The 26,162-nt window shown below is 66.9% G+C and carries 26 protein-coding genes; 18 read left to right on the top strand and 8 right to left on the bottom strand.

Features of this window, described 5'->3' with window-relative positions; translation table 11 throughout:
* Window positions 1-66 precede the first annotated feature (66 nt).
* The 3 genes from NV2_RS16805 to NV2_RS16795 are packed head-to-tail and all read left to right on the top strand — an operon-like array spanning window position 67 to window position 3,037.
* Window positions 67-1,275 (top strand): acyl-CoA dehydrogenase family protein, encoded by a 1,209-nt coding sequence (locus tag NV2_RS16805; protein ID WP_067874993.1) that lies wholly within the window; start codon window positions 67-69, stop codon window positions 1,273-1,275.
* An 11-nt stretch (window positions 1,276-1,286) separates the two neighbouring features.
* Window positions 1,287-2,294, top strand: coding sequence for a phosphotransferase family protein (locus tag NV2_RS16800; protein ID WP_067874996.1), 1,008 nt, complete (start codon window positions 1,287-1,289; stop codon window positions 2,292-2,294).
* Window positions 2,291-3,037: an SDR family NAD(P)-dependent oxidoreductase gene (locus NV2_RS16795; protein ID WP_067874756.1), complete on the top strand. Its 747-nt coding sequence runs from the start codon at window positions 2,291-2,293 to the stop codon at window positions 3,035-3,037. The genes NV2_RS16800 and NV2_RS16795 overlap by 4 nt, the downstream gene beginning before the upstream one ends.
* A gap of 63 nt (window positions 3,038-3,100) precedes the next feature.
* Here the strand turns inward: NV2_RS16795 and NV2_RS16790 are convergent, their stop codons facing one another.
* The 3 genes from NV2_RS16790 to NV2_RS16780 form a co-directional block, all read right to left on the bottom strand.
* A complete protein-coding gene (locus NV2_RS16790) occupies window positions 3,101-3,979 on the bottom strand; it encodes a TIGR03854 family LLM class F420-dependent oxidoreductase (RefSeq protein WP_067874753.1) in 879 nt (292 codons plus the stop codon).
* Between the two features lie 34 nt (window positions 3,980-4,013).
* Window positions 4,014-4,967: an aldo/keto reductase gene (locus NV2_RS16785; protein ID WP_067874751.1), complete on the bottom strand. Its 954-nt coding sequence runs from the start codon at window positions 4,965-4,967 to the stop codon at window positions 4,014-4,016.
* A gap of 64 nt (window positions 4,968-5,031) precedes the next feature.
* Window positions 5,032-5,646, bottom strand: a complete 615-nt coding sequence (locus NV2_RS16780) for a TetR/AcrR family transcriptional regulator (RefSeq protein WP_067874748.1) — start codon at window positions 5,644-5,646, stop codon at window positions 5,032-5,034.
* A gap of 84 nt (window positions 5,647-5,730) precedes the next feature.
* On the opposite strand from NV2_RS16780, the gene NV2_RS16775 reads away from it, so the two are divergent.
* On the top strand, window positions 5,731-6,423 hold the full coding sequence (locus tag NV2_RS16775; protein ID WP_245662640.1) for a nitroreductase/quinone reductase family protein: 693 nt from the start codon (window positions 5,731-5,733) through the stop codon (window positions 6,421-6,423).
* A 125-nt stretch (window positions 6,424-6,548) separates the two neighbouring features.
* Here NV2_RS16775 and NV2_RS16770 read toward each other — a convergent pair whose 3' ends face one another.
* Window positions 6,549-7,928 (bottom strand): FAD-dependent oxidoreductase, encoded by a 1,380-nt coding sequence (locus NV2_RS16770; RefSeq protein ID WP_157102939.1) that lies wholly within the window; start codon window positions 7,926-7,928, stop codon window positions 6,549-6,551.
* A 356-nt stretch (window positions 7,929-8,284) separates the two neighbouring features.
* Here NV2_RS16770 and NV2_RS31450 point away from each other — a divergent pair, with 356 nt between their 5' ends.
* Together NV2_RS31450 and NV2_RS16765 are read left to right on the top strand one after the other, a co-directional pair.
* Window positions 8,285-8,446 carry a hypothetical protein gene (locus tag NV2_RS31450; protein WP_157102938.1) on the top strand — a complete coding sequence of 54 codons (162 nt, stop codon included), beginning with the start codon at window positions 8,285-8,287 and terminating at the stop codon, window positions 8,444-8,446.
* Window positions 8,447-8,539: 93 nt separating this feature from the next.
* A complete protein-coding gene (locus NV2_RS16765; RefSeq protein WP_084474883.1) occupies window positions 8,540-10,741 on the top strand; it encodes an acyl-CoA dehydrogenase family protein in 2,202 nt (733 codons plus the stop codon).
* A 61-nt stretch (window positions 10,742-10,802) separates the two neighbouring features.
* Here the strand turns inward: NV2_RS16765 and NV2_RS16760 are convergent, their stop codons facing one another.
* On the bottom strand, window positions 10,803-12,146 hold the full coding sequence (locus NV2_RS16760; protein ID WP_067874739.1) for a cytochrome P450: 1,344 nt from the start codon (window positions 12,144-12,146) through the stop codon (window positions 10,803-10,805).
* A 99-nt stretch (window positions 12,147-12,245) separates the two neighbouring features.
* Between NV2_RS16760 and NV2_RS16755 the strand changes: the two genes are divergently transcribed.
* The gene (locus NV2_RS16755; protein ID WP_067874736.1) at window positions 12,246-12,857 is read left to right on the top strand and encodes a TetR/AcrR family transcriptional regulator; all 612 of its coding nucleotides are present in this window, start codon (window positions 12,246-12,248) and stop codon (window positions 12,855-12,857) included.
* Between the two features lie 45 nt (window positions 12,858-12,902).
* On the opposite strand, the gene NV2_RS16750 is transcribed toward NV2_RS16755, so the two are convergent.
* Window positions 12,903-13,790 (bottom strand): MerR family transcriptional regulator, encoded by an 888-nt coding sequence (locus tag NV2_RS16750; RefSeq protein ID WP_067874990.1) that lies wholly within the window; start codon window positions 13,788-13,790, stop codon window positions 12,903-12,905.
* Window positions 13,791-13,966: 176 nt separating this feature from the next.
* On the opposite strand from NV2_RS16750, the gene NV2_RS16745 reads away from it, so the two are divergent.
* Genes NV2_RS16745 through NV2_RS16735 form a run of 4 tightly spaced genes read left to right on the top strand, consistent with a single transcriptional unit; the run spans window position 13,967 to window position 17,087 of the window.
* Window positions 13,967-14,671 (top strand): lipocalin family protein, encoded by a 705-nt coding sequence (locus NV2_RS16745; protein WP_373863575.1) that lies wholly within the window; start codon window positions 13,967-13,969, stop codon window positions 14,669-14,671.
* A 57-nt stretch (window positions 14,672-14,728) separates the two neighbouring features.
* Window positions 14,729-16,048, top strand: a complete 1,320-nt coding sequence (locus NV2_RS16740; protein WP_067874733.1) for a cryptochrome/photolyase family protein — start codon at window positions 14,729-14,731, stop codon at window positions 16,046-16,048.
* A 31-nt stretch (window positions 16,049-16,079) separates the two neighbouring features.
* Window positions 16,080-16,220, top strand: coding sequence for a hypothetical protein (locus NV2_RS31445; protein ID WP_157102937.1), 141 nt, complete (start codon window positions 16,080-16,082; stop codon window positions 16,218-16,220).
* 9 nt (window positions 16,221-16,229) lie between these two features.
* Window positions 16,230-17,087, top strand: coding sequence for an aldo/keto reductase (locus NV2_RS16735; protein ID WP_067874730.1), 858 nt, complete (start codon window positions 16,230-16,232; stop codon window positions 17,085-17,087).
* 12 nt (window positions 17,088-17,099) lie between these two features.
* Here the strand turns inward: NV2_RS16735 and aztA are convergent, their stop codons facing one another.
* Window positions 17,100-17,726, bottom strand: coding sequence for a zinc ABC transporter ATP-binding protein AztA (gene aztA, locus NV2_RS16730; protein WP_067874726.1), 627 nt, complete (start codon window positions 17,724-17,726; stop codon window positions 17,100-17,102).
* A gap of 19 nt (window positions 17,727-17,745) precedes the next feature.
* Here aztA and aztB point away from each other — a divergent pair, with 19 nt between their 5' ends.
* The 6 genes from aztB (at window position 17,746) to NV2_RS16700 (ending at window position 23,809) form a co-directional block, all read left to right on the top strand.
* Window positions 17,746-18,645, top strand: a complete 900-nt coding sequence (aztB, locus tag NV2_RS16725) for a zinc ABC transporter permease AztB (protein ID WP_067874724.1) — start codon at window positions 17,746-17,748, stop codon at window positions 18,643-18,645.
* A gap of 31 nt (window positions 18,646-18,676) precedes the next feature.
* Window positions 18,677-19,957, top strand: a complete 1,281-nt coding sequence (locus NV2_RS16720; RefSeq protein ID WP_245662639.1) for an ABC transporter — start codon at window positions 18,677-18,679, stop codon at window positions 19,955-19,957.
* Window positions 19,954-20,865, top strand: coding sequence for a zinc ABC transporter substrate-binding protein AztC (gene aztC, locus NV2_RS16715; RefSeq protein ID WP_067874719.1), 912 nt, complete (start codon window positions 19,954-19,956; stop codon window positions 20,863-20,865). Before NV2_RS16720 ends, aztC begins: the two co-directional genes overlap by 4 nt.
* Before the next feature lie 206 nt (window positions 20,866-21,071).
* A complete protein-coding gene (locus NV2_RS16710; protein ID WP_157102936.1) occupies window positions 21,072-22,049 on the top strand; it encodes a hypothetical protein in 978 nt (325 codons plus the stop codon).
* Between the two features lie 148 nt (window positions 22,050-22,197).
* Window positions 22,198-22,941 (top strand): SDR family NAD(P)-dependent oxidoreductase, encoded by a 744-nt coding sequence (locus NV2_RS16705; RefSeq protein ID WP_067874713.1) that lies wholly within the window; start codon window positions 22,198-22,200, stop codon window positions 22,939-22,941.
* Between the two features lie 133 nt (window positions 22,942-23,074).
* Window positions 23,075-23,809 (top strand): nuclear transport factor 2 family protein, encoded by a 735-nt coding sequence (locus tag NV2_RS16700; RefSeq protein ID WP_067874709.1) that lies wholly within the window; start codon window positions 23,075-23,077, stop codon window positions 23,807-23,809.
* An 84-nt stretch (window positions 23,810-23,893) separates the two neighbouring features.
* On the opposite strand, the gene NV2_RS16695 is transcribed toward NV2_RS16700, so the two are convergent.
* Entirely contained in the window at window positions 23,894-24,193 is a 300-nt protein-coding gene (locus NV2_RS16695) for a hypothetical protein (protein ID WP_067874707.1), read from the bottom strand.
* A 602-nt stretch (window positions 24,194-24,795) separates the two neighbouring features.
* Here NV2_RS16695 and NV2_RS16690 point away from each other — a divergent pair.
* On the top strand, window positions 24,796-26,061 hold the full coding sequence (locus NV2_RS16690; protein ID WP_245662638.1) for a cytochrome P450 family protein: 1,266 nt from the start codon (window positions 24,796-24,798) through the stop codon (window positions 26,059-26,061).
* The last annotated feature ends 101 nt before the right edge of the window (window positions 26,062-26,162 follow it).

Raw genomic sequence — 26,162 nt, 5'->3', positions numbered from 1 at the left:
GACATGACAGGATCGTCGGCAGACGATAGGCGAACGAGCGTTCGGCTGCTGTGGTGAGGAGTGCGTGTGACGATCGAGCTGTCCTATTCGGCCGAGGTCCGGGAGCTGGCGGAACGGACCCGCGAGTTCGTGCGGACGTCCGTATTGCCGGTCGAAGATGCGCACGGTGGCGATATCGCGGCCGCCGGTGGTGACCAGGCGCGCGGTGAGTGGCAGCGCGCGGCACGGCAGGCGGGCGTGTTCGCCCCGCATGCGCCGGTGGAATACGGCGGCCACGGCCTGAACATGTCGGACCGGGCGCCGGTGTTCGAAGAGGCCGGGTACTCGTTGTTCGGCCCGACCGCGTTGAATATCGCCGCGCCCGACGAGGGCAATGTGCATATGCTCGCCCATATCGCGGATCCGGAGCAGAAGCAGCGGTTTCTGGAGCCGTTGGCGCGCGGGGAGGTGCGTTCGGCATTCGCGATGACCGAGCCGGCGCCGGGGGCCGGCTCGGATCCGTCGGCGCTGGCCACCCGCGCGGTGCGGGCCGAGGGCGGCTGGCGGATCTCCGGGCACAAGTGGTTCATCACCGGCGCCGACGGTGCGGGATTCTTCATCATCATGGCCCGCACCTCGGGGGAGCCCGGTCAGCGTGGCGGCGCGACGATGTTCCTCGCGCCCGACGACACTCCCGGGATTCGGGTCGAACGCCACATCGAAACCCTGGACCGGTCGATGATCGGCGGTCACTGTGAGGTGTTCTTCGACGATGTGCTGGTTCCGGATTCGGCGGTGCTCGGTGCGGTCGACCGCGGTTTCGGATACGCGCAGGTCCGGTTGGGGCCGGCGCGGATGACGCATGTGATGCGCTGGCTCGGTGCCGCCCGTCGGGGGCACGATGTGGCGGTGGCTCATGTGGCCGAGCGTGAGGGGTTCGGTTCGCGGCTGGGCGATCTCGGCATGATCCAGAAAATGATCGCCGACAACGAGATCGATATCGCGGCCACGCGAGCACTGCTGACTCGGGCGTGCTGGGAACTCGATCAGGGCGAGCACGCCTCCAACGCCACCTCGATAGCGAAAACCTTTGCTGCCGAGGCGATCTTCCGGATCGTCGACCGGAGCGTGCAGATGTGTGGCGGGCTGGGGGTATCGGGAGATCTGCCGCTGGCGCGGTTGTCACGTGAGGTTCGCCCGTTCCGGATCTACGACGGGCCTTCGGAGGTGCATCGGTGGGCGATCGCCAAACGCGCGGTCGGTGCCGCGCGCCGGGCGAAGCGGGAGCAGCAGTGAACCTCCCCGGTATGGATGTCGCCGCGCTGCGGCAGTTTCTGATCGAACAGGGTGTCGCGGTGCAGGGCGAGTTGCGGGTCGAGCTGATCAGCGGCGGCCGCTCCAACTTGACCTTCTCGGCGTCCGACGAGGTATCGCGATGGGTGGTTCGCCGTCCCCCGGTCGCCGGGCTGACGCCGTCGGCGCACGATATGGCGCGTGAGTACACCGTCACCCGGGCCCTGCAGGGCTCCGCGGTGCCGGTCGCGAAGACTGTCGCCTTCGACGCCGAGGGGCAGGCGCTGGGTGCCCCCGCGACGGTCGTCGAATTCGTCGACGGTGTGGTGATTCGGACCAGCGACGATCTCGCGGCGTTCAGCGACGAACAAGTGGCAGCCTGCGCGGGTGCGTTGGTGCGGGTGCTGGCGGATCTGCACGCTGTCGACCCGGATGAGGTGGGGCTCAGCGGGTTCGGGCGACCCGGCGGCTTCGTTGCCCGGCAGGTGAAACTGTGGGCCTCGCAGTGGGAGCGGGTGCAGACTCGTGAGCTGCCCGATGTCGCCACGCTCGGGGCCGCGCTGGTCGAAGCGGTGCCGCCCGAACAGCCGGGCGCGATCGTGCACGGCGACTTCCGGGTCGACAACACCATCGTGGACCCGGCGAACCCGGCCTCGGTTCGGGCGGTGGTGGACTGGGAGTTGTCCACCCTCGGTGAGCCTCTGACCGATGTCGCGCTGATGTGTGTGTACCGATCCGCGGTGTTCGATCAGGTGCTGGGTGCGCCGGCGGCGTGGACGAGTGACCGGCTGCCCGGCGCGGACGAGCTGGCCGAAGCTTACGCGACCGCATCCGGTCGGGCACTGGACAACTGGGGTTTCTACCTCGCCCTGGCCAATTTCAAACTCGGGGTGATCGCCGAGGGCATCACCCATCGCGCCCGGCACGGATCCGATGCCGGCTCGGCCGCCGAACGGGCCGCCGAGGTGACCCCGGAATTCATGGCGGCCGGGTTGCGCGCACTGAAAGGAGACCGGAGTTGACCGGAACACCGAGGACCGCACTGATCACCGGGGCCTCCCGGGGAATCGGGCAGGGTATTGCCGAACGCCTGGCACAGCAGGGCTATTCGTTGACCATCACCGCACGCGACAGCGCTCGGCTGGACACGGTCGCCACCGAACTGCGTGCCGCCGGCGCGGCGGATGTCGCCGCGGTCGCGGCCGATATGTCCGATGCCGAGGCGGTCGCCGGAATCATCGACCAGCATGCGCAGCGGTTCGGTGCGATGTCAGCGCTGGTGCTCAACGCCGGTGTCGGATATGCCGAACCGATCGCGGACACCGCGATGCGCCGGTTCGACAAGACCATCGCCGTGAATCTACGGGCGCCGCTGCAACTCATCCAAGGTGCGTTGCCGCTGCTGCGGGCCGCCGCGGCCGCCGAGCCGGCGCGCGGTGCGAAGGTGATCGCCTTGTCGTCGATCACCGGCGTCTATGCCGAGGCCGGCCTGTCGGTGTACGGCGCGGCAAAAGCAGCCCTCATCTCGCTGGTCGCGACGCTGAATGCCGAAGAATCCGGTAACGGTGTCACCGCCACCACCCTCGCCCCCGCCTATGTCGACACCGATATGAGCGCCTGGATCCACGACCGGATCCCGCCCGAGGACATGCTCGGGGTGAACGACATCGTGGAAGTGGTGGATTCGCTGCTGCGCCTGTCCGCGAACGCTGTCGTCGGCAATATCGTCATGTCCCGCGCGGGTACCGACGGCTACAGCGCCTAGCGGTGAGAAGCTGCCGTGGTCGCTGCGCACGGCAGTTCTGGACGGTGGCCTATTCCTCGACGATCAGTTCTGTCGGGGATGGAGTTCGGCGACGAATCTTTCGACGAATCTCGCGTCCGCTGCGCCGTCGGCCGGCACGACGACGAACTTGCTGAGGCCGGCCTCGAGATAGCCGTCGATGAGGCGGTGCAGGTCAGGCCAACTGCCCGCGACCAGGTCGGCCGGCTCCGCGGCGGGATGCTGTCGCCGGATTCTGGTTGCCAATTCGGTCGGTACGCCGTTCTCCGCGAGCAGGAGGGTGAGGCCGAAATGGTCGGCCTCGAGGGCACGGTCGGCGGCCGACGCCTCCGCATTGATGGCGGTGACCGCGGCTGCCGCCTCGGTGGGAGTGACGAAACTGCCCAGCCAGCCGTCTCCGTATCGGCCGATGCGCCGGAAGGCGCCGGGCGCGCGGCCGCCCAACCAGATGTCGAGCGGTCGGTCGGGTCTGTTGCCGAGGCTTGCGCCGCGCACGGAGAAATAGTCGCCGTCGAAGTCGACCGCGTCGGCACGAAGGACGGCACGCAGCAGTTGCAGTGACTCGTCGAATACGGCTCCGCGCGGGCCGGCGACCGGAAACAGCTCTGATTCTCGCGGTCCCGCCGGGCGCAGCCCGAATACCGGTAGCACCCGTTTGGGAGCCAGCGCGGCCAGCGACGCCAACTGCTTGGCGACGAGCACCGGATGCCGACCGGGAAGGATCGCCACCGAGGTACCGACCTTCAGACCGGTGGTCCGCGACAGCGCGAATGCCATCCCCACGACCGGGTCGACGGCGGGGGAGAAGACGAGCTCGGAGAACCACAGCGAGTCGACCCCCGCGGCCTCCAGCCGATCCACCAGTGCGGGCAGCTCTTTCGCGTCGGCGGACAAGCCCGTCCCCACACCGAACCGGATCTTCATGGTGGCCTTCCTTACCCGTGGATGAATTCGATGGTCAGGACGACGCCTTGTCCAGGATACGCAACTCCTCGTCCGACAGCTCGAGGTCCTGCATCGCCAGCAGCGCCGGGAGTTGTTCGACGGCTCGGGCAGAGGCGATCGGGGAGACCACTGTCGGTTGCTGTGCGAGCCAGGCCAGTGCCACCGTCGCCATCGCCACCCCGCGCCCCGTCGCCACCTGTTCCAGCGCGTCGAGCACGCGCACACCTCGTTCGGTGTCGGCATAACCACCGGCGAGTCCCTGCATGTCACGGACGCTGTCCACCCTCTGTCCAGGGCGGTACTTGCCGGTGAGGAACCCGGAGGCGAGTGCGAAGTAGGGAACGCATGCGAGTCCTTCACGCTGCACGATCTCGCGCCGTGCGCCCTCGTAGGTATCGCGCGAGACCAGGTTGTACTGCGGCTGCAATGCGACGTAACGGGCCGTTCCCTCCCGGTCGGAGAAGGCCAGCGAGGCGGTGAGCCGTTCGGGGCTGATGTTGGAGGCCGCGATCGCGCGTACCTTCCCGGCCCGCACGAGGTCGTCGAGCGCGGTGATGATGTCGCCGACGGGGATGGACTCGTCCCGATCGAAGTGGGTGTAGTAGAGGTCGATGTGGTCGGTGCGCAGCCGCCGCAGGGATTGCTCGGCGGCGGCGGTGATATTGGCGGGGTCGAGTCCCAGGTACTGCGGGTGATCGCCGACCTTGGTGGCGACGACCACGTCGTCACGGTTCCCGCGAGCGGCCATCCAGTCGCCGATGATGGCCTCGGACTGGCCGGGCTCGTTGCCCGGAAAATGCTGCATGTACGAGTCGGCGGTGTCGACGAAGTTGCCACCGGCGGCGAAGTAGTCGTCGAGCACAGCGAACGACTGTGCCTTGTCGGCTGTCCAGCCGAAGACATTGCCTCCCAGGCAGAGCGGGGACACGGAAAGCTCGGACGAGCCGAGCGCATAGCGTTTACCCATGACAAGATCAGCGCACGATTCAGGGCGGAAATTCCCGCCGGGCGGTGAATGGAAATGCGGGGGCTCACCGGTGTGATCGTGGCGGTGCCGATTCGACGAGGGCTCTCAGGTGGTCGTCCAGGAGTTCGACGACCCAGGTATCGGAATCTGTGCGGGGCGTCGTCACGAGTTGAACTGCCAGGCCGTCGAAGAGGAGTCGGAGTCTGGTGGCCTCTTTATCCGCATTCAGATGCGGTGGTAGCTCGCCTGTCTCGATGGCGTGCGCGATTCGGGCTGCCAGTGGCGCGTGGAGCCGTTGGACCGCGTGCTCGGCCGACATCGCCAGGGCGGGAACCACCGCGGCTTGGGCTGTGAAGGCGAGGTGCACGAGTGCCTCCGCACGACGTTCGTCGTCGAGGGGGAGTAGCTCGAGGGCGGTGGTTCGCAGGTCCGCGAGCGTCATTCCGTCGCCGGTGCGGTGCCGGATGCGCTGGTCCACCCGCTCACCTACGCGCCAGAGCGCAGCGGTGATCAGCTCGTCCTTGTTGGGGAAGTAGTGCCGGATGGAGCCGATCGACCATCCGGATTCGGCGGCGATCTCGGCCAGAGTCGTGCCCGCCAGTCCGTGCCGGGCTATTGCCGCGCAGGCTGCGTCCGCAAGTTCACGCTGACGGGTTTCGTGGTCCACGGTCTTCGGCATGCCCGATAAAATAACATCGCGGTACTAGTATGGCGATGCTAATACGGCTATGCTGAAAAAAATCGTCACGAACGAGGACTCGGCATGGGATGGATCGCAACACCGGATTTCCGGTTGCCGCGTGGGCTGCTCGGCGGTGCAGCCGCCGCCACTGCGCTGGTATGGGGCGTGTACCTGGTCGGACCTGGCGGCAGTCGCCTTTCGGCACTCGTGCAAACCGGTGTCTACCTCGGTCTGGTGCTGCTCACGGTATGCAGTCGACGGGCGAAAGTGCTTGTCGTGCGAACCGTGCAGCGCTACACCATCAACCCGCTGATGCGCCTGTTGCTCGCCATCGGGATAAATCCGCTCGGTCTGGCCATCCTGGAGACGACCGGACACGTGACCGGAAGAACTCGCCGGGTGCCGGTGGGCAACGGCCGGCAAGGCGATGCGTTCTGGATTATCGCCGAACACGGCATGCGCGCGGGATACGTCCGCAATATTCAGCATGATCCGCGGGTAAGAGTGAAGCTGCGCAGGGGCATTCGCTATCGCTGGGTATCCGGTGTGGCCACGCTATTGCCCGACGACGACCCACTGGCCAGGCAGCGGCGAATCATCGCGTGGCATCCGCTCCGCGCACTCAATGCCATCAACGTCCGAGTGCTGGGCGCCGATGTGCTCACTGTGCATATTCGGCTGGTCCTCGAGGCAGCGGCGTCACCGTCCGATCCCGCGGACGGTCCGGATCGGCCTGCGCTGCCGGTGCCGGATCGTCGAGTCGGCCGACAGTAGTACTCGTTTCGGATGCCCGGCCGGCTCGGGGAGCATCGCGGGCGGCTGCCGGTGCGAGCCCTGCGAACCGGCCCCATCCGGGAATGCCGGCGTGCTCCGGATGGGGCCGGTTCGGTTCGGGTCGACTATTCGGCCCGCGCCGTCTCGGGTGGCTGGTTCGGGTCGGTCAGCGCCGGATCCGGGGTACGTCCGGTGCTCATCCATTCACCGATGGTCTGTTGCACGTCCGGGGACTGCATTCCGGTCGGGTCCATGTAGTAGGCGGCACGGCGCATCGCCTGGGCGACACCGATATCGGTAGTGGAGGCCGCTACCGCGATCGCTTCCGCGGCGGCCGATTCCGGGGCCGGTGCGGTGAAGTTCACCAGTTCGGCGCCCGGGAAGGCCGAATCCGTTCCGGCGGCCATGCTGAAGGCGTATTCGGTCCAGGGCGCCAGTTCTGCGGCGAACTTCTCCGCAACCCCCGTGGTGGTGCCATCCGCCGACGCGACGATCTGCCCGAGCAGGGCGGCGCCGACGGCGGCGATGGTCATGCCCTGGCCGTAAATGGGATTGAACGCCGCGACCGCGTCACCGATGGCGACGAATCCCTCCGGGCTCCGGTCGAGTTGCTCCCAGAGCCGGCGCTGGTTGCCCGGCATGCGGTATGTGGCGGGCGGGGTGATCAACTCCGCAGAGCGTGCGGCGCGCCCGACGATCGGGCTCGGCGCCTCGTCGAGGAAGTCCAGTACTTCGGCATGGTCCGCGGACGGGTAGTTCTTCGACAATCCCATGGCGGCCACGACATGATGCCCGTTGCCGCAGGGCAGAATGGCTCCACCCTTGAGCTGCACGGGATTCGGGGTCGAGGCGATCCCGCGGAGTCCGGCCGGCAGCGCGTCCTCGTGCAGGCGCACCACCATCGTGGTGTAGCCGAGGAACGGCCGCACGTGCTGCTCCTCCGGCGCCGCGTAGCCCAGTGCGCTCAACCACTGGGGTGCTTTCGATCCGCGGCCGGTGGCGTCGACCACGAGGCCGGCATCGAGTTGTCCGCCGTCGACTCCGGCGACCGTTGCGCCGATGATCGTGGTGCGGTCGGCGTCGGCCACCAGTCCGGTGGCGTTACCGGTCACCAATTCGACATTGGGCAGTGCCAGGACCCGGCGCCGCAGCACCCATTCGAACGTCGGCCGGAGAAAGCCGATGACGTCCATCCCGCCGGCGACCCGGGCGGCCCATCCCATCGGATACCAGACCGCCACGTCGCGGTCGACCTCGTACCGTTCGCATCCTGCGGCGATCAGGTCGTCACCGAAGCCCGGCAGCAGCGCGTCGATCCGCTCCAGACCGGCGGGCATCAGCTGGTGAACCTGATCACCCTGCGGTACACCGCGTCTGGGCTCCGGCGCGTCGACGAGGTGATCCCGCTCGACGAGTGCGACCCGTTCGAAGGTCCTGCTCAGAGCAGCGGCCGACAGTAGTCCGGCCACACTGGCCCCGAGTACCACCGCGCGAGAAAGGGACATTCCAAGCCTCCGAAGCACATCCGTCGTTCATATGTCTGTTGCGACCGCGGGACCACGCCTGCGTCCGGTGCTCTCGAAGCCGGATTCCGATCGGTCGTGGTCGATCATAGGACGTGGTGTACTTTTCAACGGAACCAAGTCGGAACTCAGGGGAATGTCAAAGGCATTCGAGCACTTGATGTTTCGTGTGGTCACCTGTTCCGGAACCGTCGCTGGCGGATAATTGCCAAATCTGCGGCGGCATGTTGACGGGATTGCTACGGGTCCGCTAAAAACCCCACCTTCGTGCACGAGGAGTTGTTCTACACAGTGAGAGCATCGGTCCGCATGCCTGCCCGGCACAGGATCCGTCCTTCGTGATCGCCGCCTTCGCGTTGGAGCAGCTGCTGGATCTGCTCCCGGAAATCCAGCTCACGCAGTCGGTGGAAGCCCTGTCGTGGCGGGTCGGCGGATACAACCGGGCGGTGGACTCGCTACCGGTCGAATTCCCGCCCGCGCCGCCGATCCGGCTGGGCTGAGCCGATAGCCCCGCACGGGCTCATGGAACCTGTTCTAATCGGGGTACCCGGGTCGAACCGGGAACGCAGCGAACCCGAGCGGAGTGAGAGATCGTGCCCCTTGCCCTGACCGCGGATCAGACGGCGCTGGCGGAGGCCGTCAGCGGATTCGCCGACCGTCACAACAGTCGCGAATACACCCGTAAACACTCCGATCGGCTCGCCGCCGGTGAACTGCCCACCTTCTGGACGGAGTTGGTCGCCCTGGGACTGACGGGTGTGCACCTGCCGGAATCGGTGGGTGGACAGGGCGGCACCCTCGACGAGATCGCGGTGGTGCTCGCCGAAGCCGGACGAGCCCTGCTGCCCGGTCCGCTCCTGCCGTCGGTGATCACCAGTACGATCGTCGCCTCGTCGGGATCCGAGGAACCGGCCCGGGATGCGTTGCGACGCTTCGCCGCCGGGACGACCGGTGCGACGGTGGGCACGGAACACGGCATCGGTGTCTCGGCGGCCGGACTCGACGGTGCGAGCGGCCCGGTCCCGGGTGCCGCCGCGGCCGACGTGTTCCTGGTGGCAGCGAGCGACGAGGACCGGACCCGCTGGTTCCTGGTGGAGCGCGCCGCGCCCGGGATCGAGGTCCAGGCATGTGCCGGATCCGATCTGGGACGTGATCTCGCCGTCGTCCGGATGCGTGCGGCCGCCGGTGTGGAACTCGCCGGGATCGACGCCGGGTACGCCGAGGCGGTCGCCACCGCCTTGATGGCAGCAGAAGCCGCCGGAGTGATCCGCTGGTGCTCGGATGCCGCAACCGACTATGTGAAGGCCCGCAGGCAATTCGGTCGCCCCATCGGGGCCTTCCAGGCGGTGCAGCACCGTAGTGCACAGCTGCTGATCACCAGTGAGCTGGCCACGTCGGCGGCTTGGGACGCGGTACGCGGGCTGACCGACGATCCCGCCCAGCGCACCCACGCCGTGGCCGGCGCCGCGATCACCACGCTCGGCCATGCCGTTCACGCTGCCGTGGAATCGGTATGCCTGCACGGTGCGATCGGCTTCACCTGGGAGCACGATCTGCACCTGTACTGGCGACGCGCCATATCCCTGGCCGGTCTCGGAGGTGGTGCCGAGAGCTGGGAACGCCGGCTCGGTGAGGTCGCGCTGGGCGGCCCTCGCAGTTTTGCGGTGCCACTGCCGGAAACCGATACTTCTTTCCGCACCTGGGTTTCGGAGATTCTGGATCGTGCCGCCGCACTGGACAATCCACATCCCGGCAAGATCGGGGACCACGACGCCACCAATACCGGGCCGCGGCGCACCCTGCTCGCCGACTCGGGACTGGTGTCCCCGCCCATGCCGAAGCCGTGGGGCATCGAGGCCGGTCCGCTGGAACAGCTGATCCTGCAGGACGAATACGACAAGCACGGAATGGCTCAGCCCTCCATGGGAATCGGCCAGTGGGTGGTGCCGATCGTGCTGGCGCGCGGTACTCCGGAACAGCTGGCCCGGGTCGCGGCTCCCGCATTGCGCGGTGAGGAGATCTGGTGTCAGCTGATGAGCGAACCCGAAGCGGGCTCGGACGTGGCGTCGCTGAGCCTGCACGCGACCCGTGACGGCGACGGCTGGCGGCTCAACGGCCAGAAGATCTGGACCACGCTGGCACACCGGTCCGACTGGGGACTGCTGCTGGCCCGCACCGATTCCGACGCCGAACGCCATCGTGGCCTGACCATGTTCCTGGTCGATATGCACGGCCCGGGGGTGACGGTCCGCCCGATCACCCAGTCCAGCGGTAATGCAGAATTCAACGAGGTCTTCTTCGACGACGCCTTCGTCTCCGACGACATGGTCCTGGGCGAAGTCGGCCAGGGGTGGGCGCTGACACTGGAAACCCTTGCCCAGGAACGGTTGTTCATCGGTGGCGTACGCGATCCGGGGCACAATTCCCGGATCGTCGGCATCATCGAACGGGGCGAATACGCGGGCAGCCGTGAGAACGCCCTGCGCGTGCTGGGGCGGATCAGTGCTCGCGGTGCCGCCATCTCGGCGATGAACCTGCGGGAAACGATCCGCCGCCTCGACGGGCACGCCATCGGCCCCGCCACCAGTATTTCCAAGGCGGCGGCCTCGATGTTGCACACCGACGCCGCGGCGGCCGCCCTCGAGCTCATCGGACCGGCCGCCGCGTTGAGCGAAAAGGACTGCGAGGTCGTCCACCACGAACTGGACATCCCGAGCTGGGTGATCGGCGGCGGGACACTGGAGATCCAGCTCAACACCATCGCGACCCTGGTCATGGGCCTGCCGCGCAAGTAGTCTCGGCCTCTCGCGCCGCCGGGCCACGCTTCGGCGGCGCGAGAGGGCGGTGCGGCGAAGGTCAGTTGCGGACGAAGGCGATCGGCAGGCCGTCCTTGGGGAACGGCAGCGAGTGGTAGTCCAGCGGTGGGACATAGGCGGGGTCCACTCGCCAGTGGTAGTCGCGGAGCAGCCGATGCATGATCGACTTCACCTCCAGCCCGGCGAAATGCATCCCGAGACATTTGTGCGCGCCCCCGCCGAACGGCTCCCAGGCGAAGCGATGCGATTTGTCCTCGCGACGTTCGGGGCCGAAGCGATCCGGGTCGAAGGTGTGCGGATCGGTCCAGTACTCGGGCATCAGGTGGGTGAACTGGACTCCGACGACCACGTCCGTGCCGGCCGGAATCCGAACACCCTGGATCACCGTGTCTTTCACCGCGTAGCGGACCAGGACCGGCACCGGAGCGCGCAGCCGCAACGCCTCCCGCATCACCAGGTCGATGGATTCCAGTCCCTCGAGTTCGGCCATCGACGGTGCCGGCCCGAGCGCGAGTGACTCGGTGCGGCAACGCTGCTGCCACTGCGGATGCTGGCCGAGGTACTGCAGGATCGTGGAGGTGGTGCTGGTGGAGGTGTCGTGGGCGGCCATCATCAGGAAGATCATGTGGTTGACCACGTCGTCGTCGCTGAACCGGGCGCCGTCCTCGTCCTCGATATGGCACAGCACCGAGAAGATGTCGCCGGTGGGCTCGGCGCGTTTGGCGGGGAGATAGTGACGCAGGAAATCCTCGAGCACCCGGCGGCCGCGATAGGCCCTGCCCCAGCGGGTGCCCGGCACGTTACCGCGCACAATGCCCGCCGCGGCCTGCACGCAGGCGATGAATGCCTTGTTGACCCGGTCCATCTCGGCCGGGCCGGTATCCGCGGCTCCGCCCATGAACAGGTCGGCGGCGATATCGAGGGTGAGTTGCTTGAGTTTCCAATAGGCGGGGAAGGATTCGTTCTCGCCCCACTGCGCCACCCTGTGCTCGATCGCCGGATGCAACCGCTCGGTGTAGGACTGCAGCAGTGGGCGAGTGAACGCCTGCTGCAGGATCCGCCGATGCCGCTTGTGCTCGTCGAAGTCGATGAGCATGAGCCCGCCGTGGAAGAACGGGCCGACCAGTTGTGACCAGGCCGGCTCGTTGGCCAGGGCGCCGTCCTTGTTCAGTAGTGCCGCACCGCATGCGTCCGGCCCGAGCAGCAGTGCCGCCTTCCGGCCGAGCGAGTTCATGGGGGCGACCGGGCCGTAGTGATCCCATTCGCGCTGGAACAGGGCCAGTGGATCCTTGGCGTATTGCAGCAGTTGCCCGACCACCGGCAGACCGCGGTCTTCGCGCAGTTGGGTCGGGATCGGCCTGGCGTCCAGGGCGTCGGCAGTCATCGCATACCTCGTCTCTGTGATGGCGCTCACGTCCAGAGTGATTCAGGAAGGATGCTCTGTCAACCTTGGGTTCGGTTGCCGCTGTGGCATGCTGGGCCCATGGCCGTGCAATCTGGGCTCTACCGCGGGGCCACCGCCGCCGAACGGGTCGCCGAACGCCGATCCCGCCTGCTCGAAGCGGGGCTCACAGTGTGGGCGGATCCGGCGGTCCGGACGACGATGACCGCCGTGTGTGTCCAGGCCGGGCTCAGTGAACGCTATTTCTACGAGAGCTTCCCCGGGCTGGACGCCTTGCTCGCGGCCGTCCTGAACGGGATCGCGGTCGAGATCGAAGAGAACAGCCGTCACGCCGCCGCCGAAGCCGGAGACGATCCGGAAGCGCGCATGCGGGCATCGATCGGCGCGTTCGTGCGACTGCTGGTCGAGGATCCGCGCAAGGGCCGGGTAGCGATCGTGGAATCGGTGGCCATTCCCGAATTACGCCGTCGCCGTACCGAATTGCTGCGTCACCTGGCGCACGAATCGGCCGTCGAGGTCCGCACCTGGCTCGGCGACTCGGGCCGCAGCCGCGGCGCCGACGAAACATCCGGTCTGCTGTTCATCGGTGGTATGGCCGAACTCGTCACCGCCTGGCTCGACGGCGCTATCGAGGCGACCGCGGAGGAGATCATCGAGGCGGCCTGTCGGGCACTGCACGGGCTCTACCGCTGAATCCACCGTTCACCACGGGCTACACCGAGGGAGCCCGGTGGTGAGCTACCCCTCGTGAGTGATCGAGGTCTGCAGCCTCGACAACGCGGACCGGAGGTCGCCGACGAACTCGGCGGAATCGGGTACCGGCACGTGCTGCCACCCTGGTCCGGCCAGCAGCACTCGTGCCCCGCGGTCGGTGCACATGTCCACGGCAGCAAGGAGTGCAGTGGCTTTCTGTTGCGACCACAGCACCACTGCCGGGCGGGATGCGGTGCCGCCGATGGCGTCCACGCTGCGTCCCAGGGCATCGCCGAGCGCCGGGGTGGGCACGTCCGGGCCGAGCATGGTGGCGGGAATCGCGCACTCGGCCAAGGCGGCTCGCAGGACCTCGAGGGGCAGCGAGTGCGCTTCGCCGCTCGTGCACGCGAGTAGCACCGGGACAGGGGATATTCCGGTCGGGGGCGGGACCGCGCGGTGTAGTGCGGCCGTGATGCACCAGGACAGCAGATGCTCGACGTCGATGCACCCGTCGCCGGTCTGCTGTCGTCGCACGATCTCGGCGAATACCGGCCGGCAGAGACGTTCCCACGTGTCTATGACGCCGAAGGTGCGCAGATGAGCCGGCAGCAAGGCCTGCAGGGTGGCGGTATCGGCGCCGAAAGCCGCGTCGAGCACCGCGGTGTGGTCGCCTTCGACCGGTTGTGGTCCGCGCACCGTCTCCGCTGCTCGTGCAGGGCTCGATCCGGCGCGCACGAGCAGGACCATCTGCTCGAGCCGAGCGATATCGGCCTCGGTGTAGAGGCGGTGCCGCCCGCGGCGATGCTGCGAGGGGCCGATTCCGTAGCGCTGATTCCAGCTGCGCAGTGTCGCGGTAGGGATGCCGATGCGCTCCGCGACCGTGCGGACCAGGTATCCGGTCGCGTCGTTGTCGGGCGGTGAATCGGCGGACATGACGATCATTGTGCCTGCCACGGCTTCGGCTGCCCCACCGTCACGATGCGGCGGTGTCGTGTGGGCCGGGCCGTGCGTGCGGCTGCGAAAGATGTGCATCGAATGTGCATCGATTGCTGGTAGGGTTGGCCGGTATCGGATCTCCGCCCATCGGACAGAGGAGTCGTGATGCTCGAGTGTCGATCGCAGATGGAAGCAGTGGGAGCGCCCGCTACGGAACGGCGAATCCGGTGCTGAACCGGGGCGGTGGCCCGGCCGGGGGCGTTGCGGCAGTTCTGCGGCATGCTGCGCGGCTGATCGGCCTCGCCGTGCCGGTCGCGGCGATACTGCTCGGTGTGCTCGTTCCGGCCGGGGCGAGTCCGGGAGCCGCGGCCTCTCCCGCGCCGGTGCACCGGTTGGATCCGAGTAGGTATCTGGGGACCTGGTATCAGCTCGCGGCGGTGCCGCAGTATTTCAATCTCGTCTGCGCCCGCGATACTCGCGCCGAGTACGGTGCGCTACCGAACGGCGATGTGTCGGTGGTCAATTCGTGCACCACCTGGGCCGGGACGGACAATCGGATCGAGGGCGCGGCGCGGGTGCGCGATCGTGAGACCAATGCGCAACTGCGCGTGGCCTTCCCCGGGATACCGACCCAGGAGAGTCTGGACGGTCCACCCAACTACATCGTGACCGCACTGGGGCAGGACTACTCGTGGGCGCTGGTCACCGACCCGGACCGCACCTCGGGATTCGTCCTCTCCCGCACTCCCGAACTCGAGGCGAGCCAGTGGAATCGGATCGTTGCGTCCATCGAGGCCGCAGGGGAGCAGCCGTGTCTGTATCTGACCACGCCGGCCACCGGTGGCCGCAGCGACATCGTCCCGTTGTGCCGCGTGTGAAACGGCAGTTGTCGTGCAGCCATCAGCAGTCCGATCGGCGTGAGGAAGTGAGCAGTAATGGGTGTCTCGGTGGCGTTGTTCACCCGTGATCTGCGTGTGCACGACAATCCGGTGCTCACGGCGGCACAGCGTGGCGACGCCGTCGTGCCGCTGTTCGTCCTCGACGAGTGGTTGATCACCGGGGCAGGTGCCGCCCCCAACAGGCTGCATTTCCTCGCTGCCGCACTGAACGAACTCGACGAGCAATTGCGTGCGTGCGGTGCACGATTGATCCTGCGCCGCGGCGATGTCGTCGACGAGGTCGAACAGATCGTCGAGACCCTGGGCGCGGAGTCGGTGCATATCGCGGCAGAAGCCGGCCACTACGGCAAGCGTCGTGCAACGGCCCTGCGCGACAGACTGGCAGCACACCGCTGTCGCGTGCACATCCACGCCGCCACGGTGACCAGCGTGGACTTGGAAGCGATCCGGCCGAGTACCGGGCGTGATCATTTCGCAGTGTTCAGCCCCTACTTCCGGCGCTGGGAAACAGCTCGGCATCGGCAGCCGCTGCGGCCGCCCCGACACCTCACCGTTCCCCGACTGGACGAAGCGCAGCCGGGTCTCGACGATCTTCGTGCGGCGCCGGCCTCGCCGCACGTACAGGTAGGAGGGGAGGTTACTGGGCGAAAGCTGTTGCGACGGTGGTTGTCCGAGGGAGTGGGCAGATATGCGGAAGCAAACGACGAACTCGCCGCAGATGCCACGTCGCACCTGTCGCCGTATCTGCATTTCGGATGTGTATCCGCCGCCGAGGTGGTGTCGCGTCTGGACTTGTCGGATCCGGGGGAGTACAGCTTCGCGCGGCAGCTGGCATGGCGCGACTTTCATCATCAAGTCCTGGCGGCTCGCCCCGACGCGGCGTGGACCGATTACCGCCCCGGCCCGGTCGTGGTTCGCGAAGACGCGCAAGCCTTCGACGCGTGGACTCGTGGACATACCGGTTTCCCGATCGTCGACGCACCGATGCGTCAGTTGCGCGAGGAAGGGTGGATGCCCGGGCGGGCGCGGCTGATCACCGCATCCTTCCTGGTCAAAACGTTGCGGTTGGATTGGCGTCTCGGTGCGGGCCACTTCCGGTACTGGTTGGTCGACGGCGATGTGGCGAACAACCAGATGAACTGGCAATGGGTCGCGGGCACGGGCACCGACACCCGGCCCAATCGGAAGCTCAATCCCTTACGGCAGGCACAACGCTTCGATGCCGACGGGACATACGTGCGTCGCTGGCTGCCCGAACTCGCGGAGGTGCCAGGGGCGGCGGTTCACCGGCCGTGGCGTGAAGGAGTCGACCGGGCGGCCTACCCGGCGCCGATTGTGGAAGTGCCCGGCATGTAATCGATGTCGAAGGTGCGGGACCATACGCGGTGTGTGGTATCGGCGGTCCGACGTACTCACCTACGAGCAGATGATGCGCGAGTGCGCGGCGGTGGCACAGTTACCACGACGAGGTGGGGTGTGGTCGCGTGGTAACCGGGTAGCCGACGGTGAAACGCCGAAGAAGGAGTAGGGAAAACCCATGATCCTCAACGAGACCTACACCCTGTCCACGGGCGTGCGCATCCCCAGGCTGGGCCTGGGTACCTGGTTCATCGACGACGACAAGGCCGCCCGAGCGGTCACCGACGCGGTCGATATCGGGTATCGCAACATCGACACTGCGCAGGCTTACGGGAACGAACGAGGCGTCGGGGAAGGGGTTCGCACCAGCGGTATCGACCGCGACGACCTGTTCGTCTCGAGCAAGTTGGCGGCCGAGATCAAGAACTACGACGACGCTGTCGCGGCCATCGACGGTTCGCTCCGGAAGATGGGCCTGGACCACATCGACCTCATGCTGATCCACAGCCCGCAGCCGTGGGAGGACTTCCGGGGTGGCGACTACGCCGAGGGCAACCGCGCGGCCTGGCGAGCCCTCGAGGAGGCGTACGAGGCCGGCAAGCTGCGCTCCATCGGGGTGTCCAACTTCGAACGGCGCGATGTGGAGAACCTGCTGTCGACCTGCACGGTGGCACCGCAGGTGAATCAGTTGCTGGTGCATGTGGGTAAGACCCCGGCCGAGCTCATCGCCTACTGCGAATCCCAGAGCATCCTCGTGCAGGCATACTCTCCGATCGCCCACGGGAAGATCCTGAACAACGAGAACGTCGCGGCGATGGCGGACAAGTACGGCGTCACCGTGCCGCAGCTCTGCATCCGCTACACCCTGCAACTCGGTACCCAGCCGCTGCCGAAGACGGCGAACCCGGACCATATGCGCAGCAATGCCCAGGTCGACTTCGAGATCGCCGACGACGATATGGACGTGCTGCGGAACATGGCTCAATTCGAGGATTACGGCGACTCGCGCAAGTTCCCGGTCTTCAGCGGCAAATAGTTCCGCGCTGGTTCACGCGCCCACGCTCAGCTGTCCGGCGCGCAGTTCCCGCACCGCGTCCGCGTCCGCGGCCTGCTCGCGATCGTGGGTGGCCAGGACGACGATGGCCCCGCGGCGGGCCTCGGCGCGGACCGCGCCGGCGATGATCTCGCGTGCGGTGGTGTCCAAGCCGGTGGCGGGTTCGTCGAGCAGTACCAGGTCGGCTCGCTGGATCAGCGCCTGCGCCAGCAGGGCGCGCTGTCGCTGCCCACCGGACAGGTCACCGAGGCGGCGATGCGCCAGCTCGGCGATACCCAATTGGTTCAGAGCGTCGCGGCAGCGGGCCCTTTCGGCGGCAGCGGGCCGGCGCCACAGTCCCAGCGCGGGCCACAGTCCCATCTCGACGGTGGTCCGGACGTCGAGCGGGACGAGTGGGTCCACGGCGGTCTGCTGCGGGACGAACGCGACCGTGGGCGGCACTCCGGATACTTTCCCGGCGGTGCACGCGGTCAGGCCGGCCAGCACGTGCAGCAGGGTCGATTTCCCCGACCCGTTGTGTCCGACGAGTGCGGTGACGGTACCCGGTGCCAGCTCGAGGTTGATGTCGCGCAAGGCATGCACCGCTCCGTAACGCACCCGCACATCGAACATGGTAATCATGTTCAATTAGGGTAGCAGGATGGATTTCCTGCTCGACCCGTTCACCGTCCTGTTCGTTCGCCGGGCACTCGTTGCCGGCCTGATCGTGTCGGTGCTGTGCGCGATGGTGGGCACCTGGGTCGTCTTGCGGGGCATGGCCTTCATGAGCGAGGCCGTATCGCACGGAATGCTGCCCGGCGTTGCCATCGCCTATTCGACCGGCGTGAATCTCTTCCTCGGGGCGGCCCTCAGTGCGGGGCTGATGGTGCTCGGGGTGGCCTGGGTTTCCCGAAGTTCCTCGCTGGCCGAGGATTCCAGTATCGGGTTGCTGTTCGTCGGGATGCTGGCTCTCGGTGTCGTCATCGTCTCGCGGGCACGGTCTTTCGCGGTCGATCTGACCTCGTTTCTGTTCGGAGACGTGCTGTCGGCGACCTGGAGCGATCTGTGGTGGCTGGCGGGCGCGGCGGTGCTGACCCTGGTTGTGTCGGTGATCGCCTACCGGCCGTTCGTCGGTCTGATCCTCGATCGGCGTATCGCCCACACCATGGGGTTGTGGCCGCGGATCGCGCACGTGGTGCTGCTCGGGCTGGTGGTGCTCGCCGTGGTCGCCTCGTTCCGGATTGTCGGCACACTGCTGGTTTTCGGCCTGCTGATCGCGCCGTCGGCGACTGCACTGCTGTTGCGGCGCTCGATCCCGGCGACGATCGTCCTCGCCACCGGATTCGGCTGGTCGGCCACGGTTGTCGGTCTGTTGGTCTCCTGGCATGCGGACACCGCCGCGGGGGCGACCATTGCGGGTTCGGCGGTGCTGCAGTTCTTCGCGCTGTTGCTCGTTCGTAAAGCCGTGACGGCCGTCCGTGTCCGTTTCGTCGGGGTTGCCGACGATGTTCCCGATGTGCATCACCGGCCGGGTTCGGTTATGGTGACCGACGATAAATGAAAATGGTTTTCATTACCGAAATGGAGGGGTTGTGCGAAGCAATCACCGTTTATGGGTGGGCGCGGTGGTCGCGTCCTGTGCGTTGACCGTCACCGCCTGCGGAAGTGATCAGGGGTCCGAAGCCGCCGAAGGGGACGGAACCGCCCGCGCCGGAAGCGATATGCGTGCCCCGGCGGGGGCGACCGAGGCTGCCTCGGCCGAGCCTCGGCTGATTGCGACGGATGCGAAGACCGGCCGGATCGACGTCCTCGACCTCGCCTCGGCTCGGTCGATCGACAGCGTCACCGTCGACAATCCGGCCAAGGTCACCATGGTCGACAACCGTTACGCCTTCGCCGTCGACGGCCCGGGCGGACACGTCACGATCCTCGATGCCGGCTCCTGGACCGTCGACCACGGCGATCACACCCATTCCTATGTCGCCGATCCGAAAAAGATCGGCACTCTCGACGGCACGAAGCCCGCGCACATCGTGCCCGGTGACGGCAAGGTCGCCGCATTCTTCGACGGGGACGGCGAAGCTCGGGTCCTCGATCAGGAATCACTCGGCAACGGCGATACGCAACCGTCGGCCACCATCGAAGCCGACGCACCGCACCACGGTGTGGTGGCGCCGATCGCCGGCCACTACCTCACTTCGCACTCGGTCGAGACCCCGGGTGACACTCGGCCCGGCAGCTTCGAGCTGCGCGACAGCGAAGGAAAGAAGGTGCAGGACTTCGACACCGCGTGCCCGCGCATGCATGGTGAGGCGGTGTTCGACGACCGCTTCGTTGCCGCGTGCGACGACGGCGTCTTCCTGGTCACCGTCCACGACGGCGCCTGGGACTCGGAGAAGATCGCCTACCCGCAGGGCATCGGCACCGATACTCGGCCCACCACCTTCCGGGAGCAGGAAAATGTGAGCGTCCTGGCCGCGACGGCCGGGCCTGCCGCCACCAACGACGGTGTGCTCCTCTTCGATTCGGCGACCAAGCAGTGGCGCCGGCTCGAGACCCCGGCTCGCGCCCTCAACGTCCACCTCTCCGGTGACGGCCGCTCGGCCTTCGCGATCCTCGCCGACGGCACCTTCCATGTCTACGACACCACGACCGGCGCCGAGACCGCCGCAGCCCCGGTGCTGGCACGGCCCTACAACTGGAGCGACACGGCAGCCACCCCACCCGTGATCGCAGTTGCCGGTGCTCGCGCCTATGTGAGCGATCCCGCCGCCGGCGTGGTCAAGGAGATCGACTACGCCGACGGAGCGCGGGTGGCGCGCACCATCGACGTCGGCATGCCGGTCTCGTCACTCGGTGTCGCCGGCCTGTGAGCAGGACACTACTGACGCTCGTCCTGCTTCTCGCAGCCGTTGCCGGGTGCTCGTCGCAGGGCGGGCACCACTCCGGGAAGCCGTTGATCGTGGTGAGTACCAACATCCTCGGTGACGTCGTGGCCGAAATCGCCGGTGCCGAGGCCGAGGTCAAGGTGCTGATGCCGCGCAATGCCGATCCGCACTCCTTCGAGATCTCCGCCTCCGATGCCGCCGAGATCGGCCGCGCGGACCTTTTCGTGGCCAACGGTTTGGGGCTCGAGGAAGGGATATCGAAGACGGCCGACACTGCGCATGCCGCCGGAGTTCCGCTGCTGGAGGTCGGCGAACAGGTACAGCCGATTCGCTATGGCAGCGGCCGGACGGCCGGCAGCCCCGATCCGCACTTCTGGACCGATCCCGATCGGATCGAGCAGGCCGCAGGCCTCATCGGTGCGGCGATCACCGAGCATGCGGCCGTGAATGCCCCGGTGGTCCACGCCAACACCGTGCGCTATCAGCAGCAGGTGCGCGGACTCACCAGTTTTATGGAGGCGCAGTTCGCGACGATCGCTCCGGAAGCCAGGAAGCTGGTCACCAACCATCACGTCTTCGGTTATCTCGCGCAGCGTTTCGGCTTCACGGTGATCGGCGCGGTGGTGCCCAGCGGGACCACACTCGCCTCACCGAGCGCCTCCGACCTCGCCGGCCTGGCAGCCACCATCCGCGAGGCCCGCGTGCCGGCAATCTTCGTCGACTCCTCGCAACCCGACCGCCTGGCCCGCGTACTCGCCGAAGAGGCGAAGCTCACGGTGAAAGTGACTGCCCTGCACACCGAATCGCTGGGGGAAGAGGGCACCGAGGCCGGTACCTATCTCGACATGATGCGATCCAACGCCGAGAAGATCGCTGCGGGGCTGCGCGGGTGAGCACGGCGTGGGCTCGTCGCCGGGCGCACCTCGGTCCCCGGTGCGCAGGACCAGGGGGATGTCACCGCTGAGTCCGGTCGCGATCACAGATTTGCCAATTCTTCACTGCATTGCTGTACCCGGTGCTTAAACTACCTCCGGCACGCTATGCACAACATGCTGGAAGGTCGGGGATCACCAAGGGATATACGCCCAGGAGGTAAGAAATGCCGGAGGCTGATCATCGGCGCTTTTCGCGCCCGATGCTGATTGCGGGTATGTTGCCGATTGCGGTAATTCTCGGCACCGGAGTGGCCACCGCAGCGCCCGCGGACATCGCCCCGTCCCCGCCCGGCATCGTGCAGCCCGCGGCGATGCCGTCGGCGATACCGGATTGGCAGTCGTTGGCGCACGATGTGCAGCAGCTCGTTCCCTTCCCGCTACCCACGCTGCCCGCCGAAATGCCTGCCGTCCCACAGGTCTCGCTTCCCGGCTCGGCCACGCCCCCGGCGGCTGTCGCGCCGGCCGAGGCTGCACCCGTCGCGCCCGCCGACCCGATGGAACAATCGGCCGAGCCGATGGGGCCTGCGCTGGACGCAGCGGCCGCGACCCAGCCGGACCTGGACAGCGCCCCGGCCGAGGTCCGAGATACCCCAGCCGGCGTACTGCCGGCCGAGGTCATCGATCTGCTGCCTGCTCAGGCGGCAGATCTGCTGCCGACCCAGGTGGCGAATCTGCTACCTGCCGAGGTCGTGCATGCGCTGCCCGCCGAAGTGGTCGACTCGGCACCGGTTCAGGCTGCCGCGGAGCCGGCACCGGCGGGCATTCAGCATCCGGTCGAAACCTTCTGCGAGCAGGTGCCCGCGGATCCCGACCGGTGTGCTGCCACCGTCGTCGATGCGGGGGTCGGTGCAGCCATCGGTGCCGGCATCGGTGCCGCTGTATCGGCACCATTGGCGATTCCGGCCGCGGTGGTCGGCGCCGGCATCGGATTGATCGCGACCCTCCCGCTCTGGCCGACCGGACTGGTCGTCGGTCCGCTGGCCGGTGCGGCGGTCGGTGCCGCGGTCGTGGCGGGGCCGGCTGCCGTTCTCGGTGGGGCGCTCGGAGCGGCGATCGGGACGATCGTCGGAGTCACCGCACCCCTGCCGCCGCAGGTCGCACCCACCGGTGCGGCCGATACCTCCGTTCCCCCTGCGGCATAACACGGGGCCGCCCGGCCGCGCACGCCCGGGGCGAGCCGATGCCCGTTCATCGGGAAGAAGTGACAGCGCCGGGCGGTCGAAACATACCCTCCACACAGCTGAATACCGGCCGACGGTTCGTCGGAGAGTACAACAGTCAGGAGGTTCGATGAGGCTGCAGGACAAGGTCGCGATCGTCACCGGTGGTGCCGGCGGCATCGGACGCGGGATCGTCCGTGCCTTCGTCAAGGAAGGTGCGAAGGTCGTCGCGGTGGACATCAACGACGATGCGGGCGCGGCGCTGGAGGCCGAACTCGGTGATGTGGTCCGCTACCTCGGGGCCGATATTTCCCAGCACGAGAACGCAGCCCGGATCCGGGACTTCGCGGTGGAGCAGTTCGGTTCGGTGAGCGTACTGGTGAACAATGCGCACGCCTCCCGGCAGGCGCCGCTGCTCGAGACGACTCAGCAGATGCTGGACCTGTCCTTCGGCACCGGTTTCTACCCCACGTTCTGGCTCATGCAGGCGTGCTACGAGCAGCTGAAGACCACCCGCGGGACGGTCGTCAACTTCGCCTCCGGCGCCGGTATCGAGGGCCAGGTCACCCAGGCCTCCTACGCGGCCGCGAAGGAGGCGATCCGCGCCGTGAGCCGGGTCGCCGCCAACGAGTGGGCCGCCGACGACATCAATGTCAACTGCATCTCCCCGCTGGCGCTCACCGAGGGCGTGGAGGCGTACATCGCGGCCAATCCCGGTGTCGAGGAGAAGCTGCTGGCGCGAAATCCCTTGCACCGCTTCGGCGACCCGGAATCCGACATCGGCCGGGTCGCAGTCTTCCTGGCCAGCGCCGACGCCTCCTACATGACGGGCCAGACCCTCATGGTCGACGGCGGCAGCATCAAACTGCGCTGACCGCCACCGGCGTCGGTACCGCCCCCGCTACACCGCTGCTCCATTGACATCGAACGCTGCACCATGAATCGTGTGATTCATATAACAGCGGATCGCTCGGTGATCGGGCTGTGTAGTGGCGGGAGGGTTTCCGATGTTCGACGAGGAACAATTTCAGCGCGCATTGCGGCAGCCGCGGCTGTCGAAACCGGTGCCGGAGTTCCTGAATGCCAACCGTGCGGTGCCGATCCGGGCGATTCCGGAGGCGGAGCTGCAGCGGACCACCCTGGAGTGGTTCGGCGAGTTCGAACGCAAGCTGGAGGCCTACGGCGCACTCGGTGTGGATCTCGGCTGGGTGATGACGTGGGCGAAGAAGTACTGGTGGAGCTTCCTGGTCCGGGATATGAGCGTCAACGACGAGCTGTATGCCCAGGATATCCGCTATACCGACGTCACGACCTTCGGGCGCACCATCGTCGGGATCGATGAATTCGTGAAGTACAACTTCGCCTTCTTCGACGCCATCCCGGACTGGCGCTACGACCCGCTGCCGAACCAGGTGTATCTGGATGTGACACCGGAAGGCAACGTACGCACCGTCATCCGCTATATCGGTAGCGGCCATTGGACGGGTCCGTTGCGGTTGTATCCGTACGACGAGTCGGCGCCGGTGATCTACGGCAACGGCCGCTTCATCCAGTGCCCGGCCGTGGACCGGTACCACTTCAATGCCGACGGCTTGATGGAAGAGGGGGAAACCCTCTACGACTTCCTGGACGCCACCCAGCGTGGCGGGGTACTGCCGCGTGACGACAGCTGGCAGTTCCGGGCACTGATGGCGGCATCCAAGGTGCCTGCGCTGCTGTCCCGGCTACCGAAACTGCCGTAGGGCAGGTCGATCGGGATCGAACGCCCGGCACCGGCGGGCAATCCGCATATTCGCGAGGACTGCTCCGCCGGTGGCCGGTCTCGTTCAGTCGATCAGGATGCTGCCCGTGGCCGGAGCCACGCCGATCGCGCCGGCGGGAATCGTCCCGGCGCTGGCACCCGTGCAGTCCGGGCTGTTGAAGGTGACTGCCTCCCGGTCGGTGTAGTTGGCAATCGTGTTCGGCGCCGCCGGATCACCCTCCACCGCATAGCACCCGTGCGGGTTGCCCTGCATGTTCTCGTTGATTCCGAGCGAGCCGGTCGCGGCCTGCGCGGCTCCGGACCCGAGCACGGCCATCGCGGCCAGCGCCACACCGACACTCAGCGTTCGAGCAGTGCGCACCATTCATTCCTCCTTTGTCGCTTGCCGGAGTCTATCGTTGCCGAATCCGGAGCCGTTAGCCATTCGCTCCCGCGGGGAGAAGTCCGGGAAGAGCCCTTGCGTAGGCGTCCTCGGCGTGGCGTACGCGCGGATCACCGGCGGCCAGGGGACGCCGACGGACGGGTGTCACAGGGGCATCCCGAGTGAGCAACGCCGATGTTCGCCGGACTGCCAGTCGCGGGTTGCCGGACCGCCGATACTGGCTCGGTCGAGACCGGCGAAAAGTGCTGCTGCCGTGTGACCTACCGGCCGTGGTTCGAGCATCTCGCGCGGTGAGCGAATCGGGTGCAACGCGATCTTTGCGCCGGTCGTCGAACATGGGGGCCGGAATCGGTCCGGCGATAACTGGCTGGACCGCCATCGGAGCGTGATGGTTATCACGTCCCGCGTCACGGTGCAAGCTGCAGGTTGTTTCGCGCCGCCGCAGTCGACGGGGTCGGTCGGCTACCCGTCAGTTTGTTATGTGCAGAGCGGTAGCGGTGGGTACCATCAGACCGCTGCATCGAATTTTGCTGCACGGAAACGTATTACGAATCAGTTATCAACTCGTGAAGGAGTATCAGCAGGTGGATTCGTTGCTGGGGGCGACCGACCATACCGCCGCCTCGCTGTCGGCGGGGGTGGAACAGCTTCCTGTTCCGGTCCCGATCTACACGCCCGAATTCGCCGCCGATCCCCATGGGTACTACCGCGTCATGCGGGAGCAATTCGGCTCGCTCGTTCCGGTGGAGATCTGGCCGGGTGTTCCCGCAACGCTGGTGATCTCGTACCGGACCGCCGTACAGATCTGCAACGACCCCCAGCACTTTCGCTCCGATCCGCGGGTGTGGCAACGCACCGTCGACAACAGCATCCCGATCATGCCCATGGTCGAGTGGCGGCCGAATGCCTTGCGTAGTGACGGCGGTACGGTCGACCACCAGCGTTACCGCTCTGCCACCAACGATGCGCTGGGAGGCGTCGATCAGCTGACGTTGCACAACGTTGTCGAGAAGATCGCGGTCCCGGCGATCAACGAGTTCTGTGAGAACGGGCACGCGGACCTCCTATCGCAATACATTGCGCCGGTCGCGTTCGCGATCCTCAACGACATCATCGGCTGCCCGCCCGAGATCGGTGAGCGCGTCGCCGCCGCCAGCGCGGCCCTTTTCGAGGGAGTCGACACCGCCACCGTCAACGAGATGCTGGACTCCGCACTGCTGGAGTTGACTCAACTCAAACGGCTTCAGCCCGGCGACGACATCGCGACACGGTTGATCAACCATCCGGCCGGGCTCAGCGACCAGGAAATGGTGCACCAGCTGGTAACGCTGTACTCGGCAGGTCACGAGCTCCCGCAGGACCTCATCGCGCGAACACTGGTGCTGATGTTGACGGACTCCCGCTTCGTCGCGAGCAAGAACAACGGCTCGCCGCTGCCCACGAAGACGGCACTGATGGAGTGCCTGACAACGGATCCGCCGCTGGCCAATTACCTGATCACCTATCCTGCCCAGCCGAAGGAAGTCGACGGTGTCTGGCTGGCGGCGAACCAGCCGGTGATGATCAGTATGGCAGCCTGCAGTAGCGACCCCGCTGTCGCCACCGGCGACTACACGCTCAACTCCTCACATCTGGGGTGGGGGACGGGCCCACACTCTTGTCCCGTGCATGCCCAGTCGCTGTCGATGATGATCGCGCAGGATGTCATCGATCAGTTCCTCGATGCCCTTCCCGATGCCCGGCCGGCGGTCCCCGTCAACGAGTTGGTGTGGCGCCCGGGTCCTTTCCACCGGGCTCTGGCGAGCTTCCCGATCACCTTCCCTCCGACTCCGCCTCTGCCCGTCATGTAGGGGGTGGCCTATGACCTAGCACCGCTCCAGGCATTCCACGGCCTGCATGCCTTATTGTTCCCGGCTGCGCAGCCGTGTGATAGATAAGTTCGACATGATCG

Source organism: Nocardia vermiculata NBRC 100427 (genome assembly GCF_001613265.1).
Classification (GTDB): Bacteria; Actinomycetota; Actinomycetes; order Mycobacteriales; family Mycobacteriaceae; genus Nocardia; species Nocardia vermiculata.
This window is presented reverse-complemented; position numbering and strand designations above follow the sequence as displayed.